This is a genomic window from Ruegeria sp. AO1 (assembly GCF_056535985.1).
On record NZ_JBQFJC010000002.1, the window covers coordinates 803532 to 818148 of the forward strand.

General features: G+C 59.1%; 13 protein-coding genes. 7 read left to right on the forward strand and 6 right to left on the reverse strand.

All coding sequences use genetic code 11. The features are described 5' to 3' along the window. Positions 1-78 precede the first annotated feature (78 nt). Both ACR3FB_RS21715 and ACR3FB_RS21720 read left to right on the forward strand, forming a co-directional pair. A complete protein-coding gene (locus ACR3FB_RS21715; RefSeq protein WP_480565355.1) occupies positions 79-2547 on the forward strand; it encodes a GcvT family protein in 2469 nt (822 codons plus the stop codon). A gap of 15 nt (positions 2548-2562) precedes the next feature. Beyond that, the gene (locus ACR3FB_RS21720; RefSeq protein WP_480565358.1) at positions 2563-3552 is read left to right on the forward strand and encodes a GlxA family transcriptional regulator; all 990 of its coding nucleotides are present in this window, start codon (positions 2563-2565) and stop codon (positions 3550-3552) included. A 30-nt stretch (positions 3553-3582) separates the two neighbouring features. On the opposite strand, the gene speB is transcribed toward ACR3FB_RS21720, so the two are convergent. The 6 genes from speB to ACR3FB_RS21750 all read right to left on the reverse strand — a co-directional run bounded on the left by speB (position 3583) and on the right by ACR3FB_RS21750 (position 9461). Further along, positions 3583-4566 (reverse strand): agmatinase, encoded by a 984-nt coding sequence (gene speB, locus ACR3FB_RS21725; RefSeq protein WP_480565361.1) that lies wholly within the window; start codon positions 4564-4566, stop codon positions 3583-3585. Positions 4567-4662: 96 nt separating this feature from the next. Beyond that, positions 4663-6141: an aldehyde dehydrogenase gene (locus tag ACR3FB_RS21730; protein WP_480565364.1), complete on the reverse strand. Its 1479-nt coding sequence runs from the start codon at positions 6139-6141 to the stop codon at positions 4663-4665. A gap of 9 nt (positions 6142-6150) precedes the next feature. Further along, positions 6151-7185 carry an LLM class flavin-dependent oxidoreductase gene (locus tag ACR3FB_RS21735; protein WP_480565744.1) on the reverse strand — a complete coding sequence of 345 codons (1035 nt, stop codon included), beginning with the start codon at positions 7183-7185 and terminating at the stop codon, positions 6151-6153. After that, on the reverse strand, positions 7185-8105 hold the full coding sequence (locus tag ACR3FB_RS21740) for a flavin reductase family protein (protein WP_480565367.1): 921 nt from the start codon (positions 8103-8105) through the stop codon (positions 7185-7187). Before ACR3FB_RS21740 ends, ACR3FB_RS21735 begins: the two co-directional genes overlap by 1 nt. After that, positions 8102-8890, reverse strand: a complete 789-nt coding sequence (locus ACR3FB_RS21745; protein WP_480565370.1) for an alpha/beta fold hydrolase — start codon at positions 8888-8890, stop codon at positions 8102-8104. The genes ACR3FB_RS21740 and ACR3FB_RS21745 overlap by 4 nt, the downstream gene beginning before the upstream one ends. After that, entirely contained in the window at positions 8862-9461 is a 600-nt protein-coding gene (locus ACR3FB_RS21750) for an amino acid synthesis family protein (protein WP_480565373.1), read from the reverse strand. Before ACR3FB_RS21750 ends, ACR3FB_RS21745 begins: the two co-directional genes overlap by 29 nt. Positions 9462-9567: 106 nt before the next feature. Here ACR3FB_RS21750 and ACR3FB_RS21755 point away from each other — a divergent pair, with 106 nt between their 5' ends. The 5 genes from ACR3FB_RS21755 to ACR3FB_RS21775 all read left to right on the forward strand — a co-directional run bounded on the left by ACR3FB_RS21755 (position 9568) and on the right by ACR3FB_RS21775 (position 14602). Next, positions 9568-10407, forward strand: a complete 840-nt coding sequence (locus tag ACR3FB_RS21755; protein WP_480565376.1) for a LysR family transcriptional regulator — start codon at positions 9568-9570, stop codon at positions 10405-10407. 65 nt (positions 10408-10472) lie between these two features. Continuing rightward, a complete protein-coding gene (locus tag ACR3FB_RS21760) occupies positions 10473-11516 on the forward strand; it encodes a pyridoxal-phosphate dependent enzyme (protein WP_480565377.1) in 1044 nt (347 codons plus the stop codon). Next, a complete protein-coding gene (locus ACR3FB_RS21765; RefSeq protein WP_480565379.1) occupies positions 11513-12658 on the forward strand; it encodes a M24 family metallopeptidase in 1146 nt (381 codons plus the stop codon). Before ACR3FB_RS21760 ends, ACR3FB_RS21765 begins: the two co-directional genes overlap by 4 nt. Continuing rightward, entirely contained in the window at positions 12655-13365 is a 711-nt protein-coding gene (locus ACR3FB_RS21770) for a maleate cis-trans isomerase family protein (protein WP_480565381.1), read from the forward strand. Before ACR3FB_RS21765 ends, ACR3FB_RS21770 begins: the two co-directional genes overlap by 4 nt. A 136-nt stretch (positions 13366-13501) precedes the next feature. Further along, positions 13502-14602 (forward strand): ABC transporter ATP-binding protein, encoded by a 1101-nt coding sequence (locus ACR3FB_RS21775; RefSeq protein ID WP_170380378.1) that lies wholly within the window; start codon positions 13502-13504, stop codon positions 14600-14602. Positions 14603-14617 lie beyond the last annotated feature (15 nt).

Genomic DNA, 14617 nt, shown 5'->3' on the forward strand with positions numbered 1-14617 from the left:
ATCGCGCCGAACGGCGCGATGGGGGGCAGACAGCCCCCCTTCCTCCATCACTACAAGAAAACGACACAGGAAACTCCAATGCCTGAGATTCAAAAAGACGAAACCACGTCTGGTAAAAAGCTGCCTTCCCACGCCAAGGTCGTTGTCATCGGCGGCGGCGTTGTCGGCTGTTCGATCGTCTTTCACTTGGCCAAGTTCGGCTGGAAAGACGTTGTCCTGTTGGAACGTGACGAGCTGACATCCGGCTCCAGCTGGCACGCGGCGGGTCAGATCCACACGATCAGTTCGGACCCCAACATCTCGCGCCTGCAGAGCTATACTATTGATCTGTACAAAGAGATCGAAGAAACCTCGGGCCATTCGGTCGGTATGCACATCACCGGTGGTTTCTACGCGGCCTCGACAAAGGAATGGTACGACTACCTCAAGCGTGAACGCTCGAAAGCGCGCTATATGGGCCTGCATCAGGAATTCATCAGCCCGCAGGAACTGGCCGAGCGTCACCCGCTGATCGACCCCAAACACTATCACGCCGCCCTTTGGGACGAGCAGGACGGCGATGTCGATCCCTCGGGCGCAACCTACGCCTTCGCAAAATCCGCCCGTCACCACGGTGCGCAGTATTTCACCCATTGCGGCGTGACCTCGATGAGCCAGCGCCCCGATGGCAGCTGGGATCTGACCACCCCCAAAGGCGTCATCAACGCCGAGCAGGTCGTGAACTGCGGCGGCCTCTGGGCGCGTGAAGTGGGCCATATGTCGGGCATCCACCTGCCCGTACAGCCGATGGAGCACCACTACCTGATCACCGACGCGATCCCGATGATCAAGGACCGCATGGAGAGCATGGGCGAAGCCGGTCGTCTGCCCGCAGGCATCGACTATGAGGCCAACATTTACTTCCGTCAGGAACGCCACGGCATGCTTCTGGGCACCTATGAGCCGAAATCGACTCCGTGGAAAGTGGATGGCACCCCTTGGGATTTCGGCCACGAGCTTCTGCAACCCGATCTGGACCGGATTGCCGACCGCCTGGAAATGTCGTTCGAGCGTATCCCCGCCATCGGTGAATCCGGCATCAAAGACACCATCAACGGCCCGTTCACCTTCGGCCCCGATGGCAACCCGATGATCGGCCCGGTTCCGGGCATGAAGAACTACTGGGTCGCCGTGGGCGTCATGGCGGGTTTCTGTCAGGGCGGCGGCGTTGGCCTGACCATGGCCGAATGGATGATCGACGGCGAGCCCTCGATCGACGTCTGGGCGATGGACGTGGCCCGCTTTGGTGAGTTCGCAACGCCGGACTGGGGCACCATCAAGTCCTCGGAAAACTACGAGCGCCGCTTCGTGATGACTTTCCCGAACGAAACGCTGCCCAAAGGCCGGATGCAGAAAACCACCGCGCTCTATGACCGTCTGGTCGAAAAGGGTGCCGTGATGGGGCAAGGCTTTGGTCTGGAAAACGCTCTGTGGTTTGCCGACAGTTCCGAAGACGCGCATGAAACGCCGACTTTCGAGCGGAACCGCAGCCACGACTATGTCGCGCGCGAAGTCAAAGCCGTGCAAGAGGCCGTCGGCGGTATCGAAATCGCCAACTTCGCCAAGCACGAGTTCAAGGGCGCTGGCGCGCGTGAATACTTGAACCGCACTCTGGCCGGTTACGTCCCGAAACCGGGCCGTCTGGCGCTGACCCCGATGCTGACCGAAAAAGGCCGCCTGTACGGAGACCTGACAGTGGCATGCCTGGGTGACGATCACTTCATGCTGTTCGGTTCCGGCACGATGCAGGACGCACATAGCCGTTGGTTCGAAAAGGACCTGCCTGCGGATGTGTCCTATGCCAATGTCTCGGACGACTGGCATGGGATCGCCCTGTCGGGCCCCAAATCGCGCGAGCTGCTGGCCCGTATCACCCGCGACGACGTCAGCGCCGATGCGCTGAAGTTCCGCGATCTGCGCCAGACCTTCGTGGGCGGGGTTCCGGTGATCCTGAACCGTATCTCGTTCTCGGGAGAACTGGGCTTTGAGATCTACTGCAAGCCGATGTACCTGCTGCGTCTGGCCGAGGCGATCGAAGAGGCCGGGGCCGATCTGGGTTATCGCTGGTACGGCGCACGCGCGCTGATGTCGCTGCGCCTTGAAAAAGGCTGGGGCGTCTGGACCACCGATTTCCGTCCTGACTTCAACGCGGTCGAATCCGGCATGGATGTCTTCATCAACTGGAAGAAGGACTTTGTCGGCAAGGATGCGACGCTGAAGTTCAAGGAAGATGGCGTTGCCCGCAAGCTGGTCACCATGACCATCGACGTGGACGGCATCGACGTCTCGAATGACGAGGCGATCCTGAAAGATGGCGAAGCGGTCGGTTATGTCTCGTCCGGCGGCTACGGCCACCGCGTCGGCAAGTCGATGGCGATGGGTTACGTCGCAACCGAGAGCGCCGCTCCGGGAACCAAGCTTCAGGTGGAAATCCTGGGTGAGTTCTACGACGCCGAAGTTCTGGGTGCACCCGCCTATGACGCCAATGGCGCCAATATGCGGACTTAAGAAAGGAAAGCCGGAATGGGTCGTCCCGAGATCAATTTTGCAGATGCAAGCACACGGGTGAATGAGCTGAACCGCTTCATTTTCCTGCTGACGCCGGGGTTCTCTGCTTTGGACCTTGGGGCCGGGATCGACTCATTGGGGGCGGCAAATGCCGCCTCCGAGCAGGCTATTTTCGAATGGAATATCGTCAGCGAAACCGGCGAGGCGGTGACCTCATCCTCGGGGATGACGGTTGCTGTTGATGGCGGTTTGATCAAGACCCGCCGGGGCGATTGCATCGTCATTTGCGGGCCGATGACCGTGGATCGGTCGATCTCGAACGAGTTGAAATCCTGGTTGCGTCAGGGGCGTCGGTTCGGCGTTCAGCTTTGCGGCATCGGGGGTGGGTCCGGCATTCTGGCCATGGCCGGAGTGGCCAGCGGCCAGAGCCTGAGCGCGCATTGGAAACAGCAACCCGTGATGGTTGAGCTGTTTCCGACCGTGGAATCCAACTGCTCGGTCTTTGTGGATGAAGGCCCGATTGCGACCTGCGGCGGAGGTGTCACCACGCTCGATCTGTTCTCATCGCTGATCGGTCAGGCCTGTGGTCAGACTGTTGCCTCCCGCGTGGCGGATCAATTGCTTTATGCGTCGGTGCGTCCAAAGGACGGCAGGCAGACGCAGACGGATCTGTTCCGCTTTGGCCGCCGTCATGAGAAACTGGCGACCGCCATCATGATCATGCGCGAAAACCTTGAAAACCCGCTGTCGCCCAGTGTCGTGGCCGAAAGCGCGGGCCTCTCGACCCGACAGCTTGAGCGCCTGTTTCAGCGCTACGTCGGCACGAGCCCAAAGAACTATATGACGCGCCTGAGGCTCGAGCGTGCGCGCACCCTGTTGCAGCAAACCGATATGCGGGTGCTGGATGTGGCCATCGCCTGCGGATTTGGCTCAGCCAGCTATTTCTCCAAATGCTTCCGCCGGTATTTCGGAACCTCTCCGCATATGCTGCAGAAGTCGGTCTGAAAGACCGAGATTCAGTCCGAAAACCTGCTCTTACCCCGCGCTGGGCGAACCTTTGTGGTGCAGAATACGCCCAATCGTGTTCATGAGGATTTGTGCCGCCAGAATGGCGGTGCTGCCCGTGTGATCATAATCGGGGGCCACTTCGACCAGGTCCAACCCCACCACATCCCCGCGCTGGGTCAGACCGTCGAGCAGTTCCAGCACTTCGTAATACAGGAACCCGCCGTGGCTGGGTGTGCCGGTGCCAGGCGCGATGGAGGGGTCGAACCCGTCGATGTCGATGGTGACGTAGTACCTGGCGCCCTCCGGTATCCGGTCCAAAACAGCCTCGGTCCCCAGTCTGCGCAATTGCCGGACCGACAGGATGTCTGACCCCATGCGACGGGCGTCCTCATAGCCCTCTTTTGCGGTCGACGAGACGTTGCGGATGCCGATCTGTGTCAGGCCCGAGACATAGGGTTTCTCCGCCGCACGCCGCATCGGGTTTCCATGCCCGAACCGAACCCCGTGTCGTTCATCCACGAAATCCAGATGCGCGTCGATCTGAACAATGTGAATGGGGCCGTTCTTTTCGCATTCGGCAGCAAAGGCATCAATGCAGGGGATGTTGACCGAATGATCTCCGCCCAGAACTACGGGCAGGGCCCCGGCCTCAAGGCATTTTTCGACACCGAGCTTTATGTTCTGGTGGCTTTTTCCGGTACTGGTATGCACGATATCCGCATCGCCCAGATCTACGATACGGGTGGTTTCCGCAGGCAGGTAGGTGATGTCATCTTCGTGATCGTATGCGCCGCCATGCCCGAAGGAAAACAGGGTCGAGGCTTCGCGGATGGCGCGCGGCCCGAACCGCGCGCCGGGCCGGAACTGTGTGCCAAAGTCGAACGGAGCGCCAAGGATCGCGACATCAGCGTCGATCGCATCCCAGTCGCTGACATAGGCATATTTGCCAAAGGTCGAGATCCCGACAAATGGCAAGTTTAACCGACCGCCTTCATATCCATGTGCGCTCATTCTTCAGTCTCCAACCGCTTTTCTTGCGCCATAGTGTGAGATATTTATCCGAAGGGCCATAGGGTTGTGATGAAGGAGGCGAAATCTATCGCCCCCTCAGCGCATCACAAACGGGTTCGACATGGGTTGATCAGAGGTGTTCAGCCACACGGTCTTGGTGCGCGTGTAGTCCTGAATGGCCTCGATCCCGGCTTCGCGGCCATAGCCGGATTGGTTGTAGCCGCCAAACGGCGCGATGGGGGACACCGCTCGATACGTGTTGATCCAGCAAATACCGGCCTTCAATCGGGACGACACGCGATGCGCGCGGGCGACATTTTCGGTGAACACGCCCGATCCCAATCCGAACGGCGTGTCGTTGGCCAGAGCGATTGCTTCTTCCTCGGTGTCGAAGGGCAACAGGGACATGACGGGCCCGAACATCTCGACCTTCAGGGTCTCGGTCTCGGGTGATGCACATTCGACCAGAGTGGGTGCCATGAAGTTGCCGGGTCGGTCAAGCGGCGTGCCGCCAAACCGGATGCGCGCGCCCTGATCGGATGATTTTGCCAATACCGTCTTGATGTTGGCGATCTGCGCGTTGGTGCAGAGCGGCCCGATATGGGTTGCGGCGTTCAATGGGTCACCCACGACGACGTCTTTCATCTTCTCTTCGATCTTGGCTGCCAAGGCGTCCAGAGTTGGGCGATGTATCAAACCACGTGAGCCCGCGACGCAGCTTTGCCCAGAGGCCCCGAAATTGCCTGCGATCAGTCCATTGGCGGCCCCGTCCAGATTGGCATCGTCAAATACCAAAATCGGGGATTTTCCGCCAAGCTCCAGCGTGGTTACGGCGAAGTTTTCGGCCGAGTTGCGAACCACATGGCGCGCGGTTTCCGGGCCGCCGGTGAAGGCGATGCGATCCACGTCGGGGTGTCGGGTCAGGGGAATAGCGCAGTTTTCCGCGTCACCCGTGATAACCGAGACGACGCCGGGCGGGAAACCGGCCTCCTCGACCAGACGCGCGAATTCCAGCATCGGAGCAGGCGCGATCTCAGAGGCTTTCAGAACGACCGAACACCCGGCGGCAAGGGCTGGCCCCAGCTTGGTTGCCGTCAGGAACATCTGCGCGTTCCAGGGCACAATTGCGACGACGACGCCGATCGGTTCGCGGCGGGTAAAGACATGCAGGTTGGGCTTGTCGATCGGAAGCACCGAACCTTCGATCTTGTCGGCCAACCCAGCATAGTAGCGATAGTAGTCGCCAACATAGGCCGTCTGGCTTGCCGTTTCGGCCAGAAGCTTTCCGCTGTCTTTCGTCTCAATCTCGCCGAGGCGTTCAGCATTTTGTTCGATCAGCTCTGCAAGCCTGAACAACAGTTTGCCACGCGCGGTCTGCGTCAGATCACGCCAAGCCGGGTCATTCAGGGACCGACGCGCTGCCGAGATGGCGCGATCCACATCCTCGGTTGCGGCGCAGGCGAAACTGGCCCAAGCCTCGCCGGTTGCGGGGTTTTTTGAGGTCATGACCTGCCCGTTGGCGCCCTCGGTCCAAGTTCCGTCGATGAAAAGCTGATAGTGTGGGTTCTGTTGCATCACGGGTCCTTATTGAAACTTTGGCATCACGTCGTCGATGAATCGCGCCAGCGAAGCGCGCTTGCGCTCAAAGCTCATGCCGCTGTCGATCCAGAACGAGTATTCATCATAGCCGAGGTCTTCATAGTGCTTCAGGCGATCCGTGACCTGCTCAGCCGTGCCAACTGTCAGATCGCGGCCCATGTTCTCGGGGGCCATCATGGTGTTGGCCGCTATTTCCTCATCCGTCAGAGTTTGGATCAGCCCCTGATGTACGGGTCGCTTGTTCTGGAACCACGCACCGAAATAATTGTAAAAGCGCGAAAGCTCACGCGTGGCCCGATCCACATCAGAGGCGTCCTGTCCGACATAGGTGTGATGAAGCAGCATGATCTTGGGGCGCGGCCCGTCATAGTTGGCGCAGGCATCATTGAAGCGGCCCATCAAGCTCTCAATTTCTGCGTTGCCTTGCCATAGAGGCGTGACCTGAATGTTGAAGCCATTCTGAACGCCGAATTCATGGCTGTTCGGGTCGCGGGCCGCGATCCAGATCGGTGGCCCTCCGTCTTGAATGGGTTTCGGAGCAGAGGTGGTGGCGGGGAATTGGAAATACTCTCCCTCATGGGCGCAATCGCCTTCCCACAATTTGGGCAGCAGAGGGGCGATTTCCCGCATGCGCTGGCCTGCGTCCCAGGCATCCATGCCGGGGATCAATCGCTCATATTCATAGGAATAGGCCCCGCGCGCGATACCCAGTTCGATGCGTCCTCCGGTCATCAGGTCGGCTGCGGCCGTTTCGCCGGCCAATTTGATCGGATGCCAGAAGGGCGCGATGACGGTGCCGGTACCAAGGCGAATGTTCTTAGTGTGATGCGCAATATCAACGAGGGACATCAATGGATTGGGCGCGATGGTGAAATCCATCCCGTGATGCTCGCCCGTCCACACCGCGCGCATACCGGCGTCATCGGCCATTTTGCACAGCTCGATGAACTCTTCATACAGTTTCTCATGAGGCTGTTCGGGATTGAGCCGCTCCATATGAGCAAAGAGGGAAAACTCCATCATTCAGTCCTTTCCGAGAGAGTATGTACATCGCCCCGCTGTGCGTCGCCGAGGTATAGCGAAAAGTCGCGGGTCAGGCTTTCAAACGCAAAGCGGGACATCATGGTGGCGATGGCCGGGGTTGCGAATGTCAGGTCTGTAAGCTGTTCGACGGCAATCGCTTCAAGGGTGTTGTTTAGCGGCAAAGTCGATGCCGACGCGAGCGTGTAGACATGGTGGGTCGTGGCATCGTCATAGACGGAATAAACGGCACCCAAATGCGCTGCGATCCCGCGCGCTGCCAAGTCTTGCCGCAGGCTTTCGCGCAGGGCTTGGTGATCTGACAAGCTGATCTGCGGCGGGCGATATCCGGCGTCGGTTTTCTCCAACAGCACCTGACCGTCGCATTCGATGATCGCGCCGCAGACAACGGATCGGTCTGCGGCCTCGAATGCGCCGCGTTCAAGGCCGAGGCTGAAATACTGCCCGTTGGCATATCCGAGGCCTCGGGTTTCGGCATAGGAATACGCCTCAACCTCTCCGATCAAAACGCAGTGATCTCCGGCCTCGATGGTCTGATGGGTCCGGCATGAAAACGTCGCAACTGCGCCCTCCAAAAGAGGGAGACCATGGGCGTTCAGCTGATGCGCGGTTTTCGCAAATCGATCCCCTTTGAACCCGGCGAAGGTGTTTGAGACATCCTCTTGCCCCTCAGCCAAAATGTTCACCGCGAAATGCTCGCAGCTCGTAAACGCATCGTAGGAGGACAGGTTCTTGCCCGGGCAAACCAGCAAGAGCGGCGGGTCCAGAGAAACAGATGAGAAGGAGTTGGCAGTAAACCCCAACGGCGTGCCTGAGGTGTCGCGCGTCGTAACAACAGTGACGCCGGTCATAAAGCTGCCAAAGGCACGCCGCAGGTCGCGAGGGTCGAGACTGGTCATTGTTGCACCTCGTTCAGAAAGGTCGAAAGGGCGGTGTTAACCTCTGCGGCGTGGGTCATCGGCATCATATGAGAGGCGCCTTTGATGATCTGCGCCCGCCCGTTCGGAACAAGCTCCGCCATGGCGCGTGACATGTCCGGGGTCGAATTGGGCTCAAGATCACCCGTTATAAACAAGGCGGGGCAAGTGAGCGTCTTCAAATCGTCCCTGCGCGGGATCGGACTGTTGGCAAATACCGTATAGGCTCGCTTGTAGGCTGCTGGATCTGTGGTCGTCAGCCAGGTTCGGCACGCAGCACATTCTGGCGGATCAGTGTCACCAAACCAACGCTGTAGAGTGACCGTCGGATCACTTGGTGTTTGACCGTCAAGTGCGGCGGCGCGGGTTGTAACGGCCTTTGTGGCCTCGGAACTGCGTTCGAAAATGGCGTTCAGTGCGACGACACCGGCAACCTGTTGCGGCGCCCTAGCCGCAAGATCGAGCGCGATCATTGCGCCCATAGAATGACCAACAACTACGGTTGGTCCGCCCAGTTGATCCAGAACGTTCAATGTAGCTTCGGTGTATCCCGACAGTTCTGCGCTCGTGTTGCCTAGTTGGCTTTCGCCATGACCGGGCATGTCCGGTGCGGTCAGACACGCCACCGATGCCAGCGCGTCAAATTGGGCGCCCCAGGCCTCGGCGCGCAAACCGACACCATGCAGCAACAGGACATTCGGTCCCGCGCCGGTCTGGATTGCTGCGAGCCCGCCGATCTCAGACCGCGGCCGGGTTGTCCACGTCATGGCCCAAATCCTTGAGGTCCTGATAGCGGTCGCCAATACGGTGATGCGGCCGGCCCGAGGTCGCTGCGCCAAGCACAACAACGATCTCGTCGTCGCGTGGCGCATCGGGGATCGCAAACTGGATGGTCAGATAGTGCGAGCGCCGCCCGGCGTCGTTCTTGTCCATCAGCGGCACGATGATCGGAGCATTCGCGGGCCCTCGGGTGTTGGTAAAGGCCAGATAAGACTTTGCGTCGACGGCCTGCCGGTAGTGGTTGCCAAAGCGCAGAGTGTGAATGAGGCCCGAGGCATGCTCGACCTCGCCATTCAGACCAACCACTGCGGCCTTGCCATAGGCCTCGATCGCATCGCCACTGCCAGCCAGCGCGATCATGCGCTTGGTCGTCATCTCACCCAGAACGGGACCATAGGCCTGAATCTCGGGCTTCAGGTCTTCGACATATCGGCCAGCCCATGGGTTGGTGACTACAGCGGCCACTGCGAACATGCGCCATGGGGTCTTCGCGGGGCGAAACCCCTCGACCAGAACCTCTTCGTCATAGGTTACGATTTTGCGTATTTCCGGCTGCATAAAACTTCTCCTGTCGCGCGGGCCGACGTTAGAAACGGGGCTGGTTTTTGACAAATGATAGAATTATGTGCTTTGATATTAACAAGACTAATGACTGGCTTGGCCTATGGCAAAATCACTTCCCCCCCTGACCTGGTTCCGATCCTTCGAGGCCGCCGCCCGCACGCTAAGCTTTACCGCCGCGGCCGAGGAAATCGGTCTGACGCAATCGGCGGTCAGCCAGCAGGTGAAATCCCTAGAATTGCGTTTGGGGGCATCTCTTTTCGTGCGCCATCCGCGCAGTTTGGCGCTGACGGATGCGGGCCGAAAGCTGTTGCCTGAGGTTGGCAAGGCGTTAGAGGCTCTGGCTGTTGCCGCCGGGCAGGTCGACACCAACGCGTCCGGAGACGTTCTGACAGTTGCGACCTCGGTCAGTATCGCGCAATGGGTCATCGCCCCGTATCTGCCCGCGTTTGCCCGTCAGCACCCGGATATCCGCGTGCGGCTACTCAGCGCGATTTGGCCGGACGATTTCAATGCCTCTCAAGCGGATGTGCAGGTGCGGTTCGGATCGAAGAAACAGGTGGGGCAGGGCGCTGTTCGCCTGATGCCCGACAGGCTTGTTCCTTTCAAATCTCCGGCCCTGTTGGGGGACATATCGGATCTGCCTCTGATCGAAGCTGTGGGGACCTCAGGCGGGTGGAGTCGATGGTTGGAAAGCAAAGGGTTGCAAAGCCAGCCCACCGTTTTTGTAGATACTTTTGGCATGGCGCTTCAATTGGCGGCACATGGGGGTGGCGTGGCTTTGGTAAGTGAGCTTTTGGCGAAACACGCACTTGATACGGGCTTGGTCGAGCGCGCGCATGACGGCTCAATCGACAGCAATGAGGGGTATTTTCTATCCGCGAATAGCTCGAACCCGGCAGCGGGTTTGTTTCATGACTGGCTGTTGGATCAGGTCGGTTAACGATCAGGAGAGTTGACAGATCAGGGGCGATCAGATCACGTCATGCAGAAAGGGCGGGGAGACACATGAAGATCGTTGCTAATACACACCGGGCAGGTCCCATGCTTGCGCCCTCGGCCCCTTATCCGTCGACGGATGCCGCCCGTGTTGCGGCCCTTTTGTCCATGTGTCCGGCGGCGAAAGAGACTCCGTTGGTGGTTGCTGCAGACCTCGCCCCGGTTGAGCAGCTTTGGGTCAAGGATGAGCGCGCGCGTATGAATCTGGGCTCGTTCAAGGCCCTCGGTGCGGCTTATGTGATTGCGCGCCACGCGGCCGAAGCCTCGGATACGCCGGGTGTAGACACGCTGGCAGGGTCAACCTACGTGACCGCCAGCGCCGGGAACCACGGGATGAGCGTTGCGGCGGGCGCGCGGATGTTTGGCGCGAAGGCGGTTGTCTATATTGCCGAGACGGTGCCCAAGAGCTTTGCCGCCCGATTAAAAGGCCAAGGTGCTGATGTGGTTCGCAGTGGGTCTGATTATGCAGCCAGCATGCAAGCCGCAAGCGACGCGGCTGAGGAAAACGGGTGGACCTTGCTCTCGGACAGCTCATGGGAAGGGTATTATGATCTGCCGTGGACGCTGATGGAGGGGTATCTGCAAATGGCGGCCGAAGCGGTAGATCAATGCCCCGAAGTGCCGACTCACATCATGTTGCAGGCCGGTGTTGGTGGTCTGGCCGGGGCTGTTGCTGCCTACGCCCGCAAAGCCTGGGGTGACGCGCCGAAAATAGTCGTGGTCGAACCTGAAGCCGCGCCCGCCCTGCAGGCCAGTATCGAGGCCGGGTCGTGCGTGTTCGCCGATGGGCCAGATAGCATTATGGGGCGTTTGGATTGCAAGGAGCCTTCGCTGATCGCGCTGAACGGACTGGCACGCGACGCCGACCTGTTCCTGACACTTTCGGACGAGGACGTATCCGAGAAACTGGCCGCCATGGCCGCAGCGGGGTTGGAGACAACAGCCTCGGGCGGCGCTGGGCTCGCAGCAGTTCTGAATGACCAGGCGCGGGCCGAATTGGGAATGACCGAGACCTCGCGCGTGCTGTGTATCCTCTCCGAGACCGCAGAATGAGGGGGTTTGCGCCTTCCGAGTTTGAAGCGCGTACCAAGCGCGCGCAGCATTTGATAGATGCGGCGGGCCTATCTGCGCTTTTGCTGACAACCGAGACGGATGTACGCTATTTTACCGGGTTTCTGACCCGGTTTTGGGAAAGCCCGACCCGCCCGTGGTTCCTCATTGTGCCAGCCGAGGGCAAGCCGATCGCAGTGATCCCGTCGATCGGGGCAGCCCTTATGGCGCAGACATGGATCGATGATATCCGCACGTGGAGTGCGCCTGATCTGAAAGATGACGGTGTCTCCCTGCTATGCGACACGCTGGCGGAAGTGACACCCGAAGAGGGGCGAATTGGGATACCGGATGGGCATGAGACGCACCTCCGCATGCCTTTGGCAGACCTTGAACGTCTGCGCGGCCAGCTTGGAACACGGGCGCTGACAGGCGACAGGGGCATTCTGCGCCAGTTGCGTATGGTCAAATCCCAGGCCGAGATCGCCAAAATCGAAACCGCCTGTAGCATTGCCGGTCGGGCCTTCGCCCGCGTCCCCGAGATCGCCGGAGAGGGAGTGCCGTTGGATGAGGTGTTCCGCCGCTTTCAGATGCTGTGCTTGGAAGAGGGCGCCGATTGGGTGCCCTATCTTGCAGGCGGTGCGGAGCAGGGCGGCTATGCCGATGTGATTTCACCAGCCTTTGGCGTACCGCTGGCGCTGGGCGATGTGTTGATGTTGGACACTGGTTTGGTCTGGGACGGGTATTTCTGTGACTTCGACCGAAACTGGTCAATCGGCCCGCCCCAGCCTGATGTGGCAAACGCCCATGCTAGGTTAATCGAGGCATCGGATGCTGCGTTCGAAATTGCTCGTCCGGGCGCAACCGCAGCGGATTTGTTTCATGCCATGAACGCGGTTCTCACGGCGGATGCAGAGGGTACGGATGCGGGTCGCCTGGGCCATGGTTTGGGAATGTCCCTCACCGAATGGCCGTCCCTGATCCCGTCGGACAACACCGTTCTGGAGCCGGGCATGGTTTTGACACTGGAACCGGGCATCGCCGTTGGGGACAAAATTCTGGTGCATGAGGAAAACATAGTCATCACTGACAGCACCCCACGGTTTATCAGCCTGAGGATCGGGCCGGAGATGATGCAGCTATGACCCATGTCCCTTACACTCTGGACGAAGACGATCCAAACGCCTCGCCGCTTGGGCTGATCGTTTTGCAGGTCGATGAGACGCTAGAGCCTGAATTCGGCGCATATTTCGCGGACCGCAAATATCCCCTTCACGTCACGCGTATTCCCAGCGGGATCGAGGTGACGACCGAAAGCCTTGCCGAGATGGAGAAGGCGCTGCCCGCAGCAGCGCGTTTGCTTCCAAATGCGCGACCCTACAATGTTGTGGGTTATGGCTGTACCTCGGCCAGTTCTGTGATCGGGTCAGAGCGCGTGGCAGAACTGGTCAAACAGACATGCAATACCCGTGAAGTCACGAATCCTCTCCGCGCGGCGACCGCTTGCGCCGACGACCTAGGCGTTTCGAAATTTGCCCTGCTGTCGCCTTACATTGAAGAGGTCAACATACCGCTGCGTACCGCGTTTCAGGCCAGTGGAATAAGCATGGATGTATTTGCAAGTTTCGGGCAGGCAGAAGAGGCCAAGGTGGCGCGGATATCGACGGAATCCGTGGTCGAGGCTGCCTCCAAACTGGGAGTAGATCCGGCCGTCGAAGCGGTGTTCCTGAGTTGTACCAACCTGCGAACTCTCGACGCGATACCGAAAATCCAAGAGCGGATCGGAAAACCTGTTTTGTCGAGTAATCAATGCCTTGCATGGCATATGAGGCGCTTAAACGCTGTGCATTGACTGGTAAGAGTGAACTCAATTTTGGCAAAAGCACCATAACTTGTTGCCAAGTGCGTATCGCTTGGTCTTAACTGTGGATCACAGATCAATGAAATCCGAAAGCCTCGGGTAATCATTTGACGAAACAGGGGGTCTTGTGACCGGTACAACGAACGACGCCGCGTTTGTCGAATTTCAACGCGTTCAGAAGTCTTATGATGGCGAGAATCTCGTCGTTAAAGATCTCAACCTTGCAATGCCGAAGGGCGAGTTTCTGACAATGCTCGGGCCGTCAGGTTCAGGCAAGACAACTTGCCTAATGATGCTCGCCGGGTTTGAAACCGCTACCCATGGTGAAATCCTGCTGGATGGAAATCCAATCAACAATATCCCGCCGCACAAACGTGGGATTGGCATGGTGTTTCAGAACTATGCTCTGTTCCCGCACATGACGGTGGCCGAAAACCTTTCGTTTCCTCTGGAAGTTCGCAAGCTGGGCAAGTCCGAGCGTGACGAAAAGGTCAAGCGCGCTTTGGACATGGTGCAGATGGGTGCCTTTGGCGGGCGCCGTCCGGCGCAGCTGTCAGGTGGCCAGCAACAGCGGATCGCTCTGGCCCGTGCGCTAGTGTTCGAGCCGGAACTGGTGCTGATGGACGAGCCGTTGGGCGCGCTGGATAAACAGCTGCGCGAACATATGCAGTTCGAAATCACGCGACTGGCGCATGAGCTGGGCATTACCACCGTGTATGTGACCCACGACCAGACCGAGGCGCTGACCATGTCAGATCGTGTCGCCGTTTTCGATGATGGCCGCATTCAGCAGCTGGCCCCGCCGGATCAACTCTATGAAGAGCCCGATAACAGCTTCGTCGCGCAGTTCATCGGCGAGAACAACACTCTGGAAGGTGTGGTCAAATCCATCGACGGCGACGGCTGTGTGGTGCAGCTGGATGACGGATCAGAAATTGATGCGGTGCCGATCAATGTGCACAATCCGGGCGAACGAACCAAGGTTTCGATCCGTCCGGAACGTGTCGAATTCAACAAGGATCGTCTGCATGCCGACGCGCATACGCTGAAGGCGACGGTTAAGGAATTCATCTATATGGGCGACGTGTTCCGCTTCCGCATGTCTGTAGCGGGCAATGACGAGTTCATCGTCAAGACACGGAACGCCCCCGATGCCATTCGCCTGCAACCCGGTCAAGAGATCGATATCGGTTGGCTGGCAAAGGATTGTCGTGCGCTTGACGCATAGACCAAGCCGCGCGGC

Bases quoted from the DNA above. Each gene is read 5' to 3' on its own strand.
- ACR3FB_RS21715 (WP_480565355.1), top strand. From the start codon at position 79: ATGCCTGAGATTCAAAAAGACGAAACCACGTCTGGTAAAAAGCTGCCT.
- ACR3FB_RS21755 (WP_480565376.1), top strand. From the start codon at position 9,568: ATGGCAAAATCACTTCCCCCCCTGACCTGGTTCCGATCCTTCGAGGCC.
- ACR3FB_RS21745 (WP_480565370.1), bottom strand. From the start codon at position 8,890: ATGACGTGGACAACCCGGCCGCGGTCTGAGATCGGCGGGCTCGCAGCA.
- ACR3FB_RS21750 (WP_480565373.1), bottom strand. From the start codon at position 9,461: ATGCAGCCGGAAATACGCAAAATCGTAACCTATGACGAAGAGGTTCTG.
- ACR3FB_RS21735 (WP_480565744.1), bottom strand. From the start codon at position 7,185: ATGGAGTTTTCCCTCTTTGCTCATATGGAGCGGCTCAATCCCGAACAG.
- ACR3FB_RS21730 (WP_480565364.1), bottom strand. From the start codon at position 6,141: ATGCAACAGAACCCACACTATCAGCTTTTCATCGACGGAACTTGGACC.
- ACR3FB_RS21740 (WP_480565367.1), bottom strand. From the start codon at position 8,105: ATGACCAGTCTCGACCCTCGCGACCTGCGGCGTGCCTTTGGCAGCTTT.
- ACR3FB_RS21770 (WP_480565381.1), top strand. From the start codon at position 12,655: ATGACCCATGTCCCTTACACTCTGGACGAAGACGATCCAAACGCCTCG.
- speB (WP_480565361.1), bottom strand. From the start codon at position 4,566: ATGAGCGCACATGGATATGAAGGCGGTCGGTTAAACTTGCCATTTGTC.
- ACR3FB_RS21720 (WP_480565358.1), top strand. From the start codon at position 2,563: ATGGGTCGTCCCGAGATCAATTTTGCAGATGCAAGCACACGGGTGAAT.
- ACR3FB_RS21765 (WP_480565379.1), top strand. From the start codon at position 11,513: ATGAGGGGGTTTGCGCCTTCCGAGTTTGAAGCGCGTACCAAGCGCGCG.
- ACR3FB_RS21760 (WP_480565377.1), top strand. From the start codon at position 10,473: ATGAAGATCGTTGCTAATACACACCGGGCAGGTCCCATGCTTGCGCCC.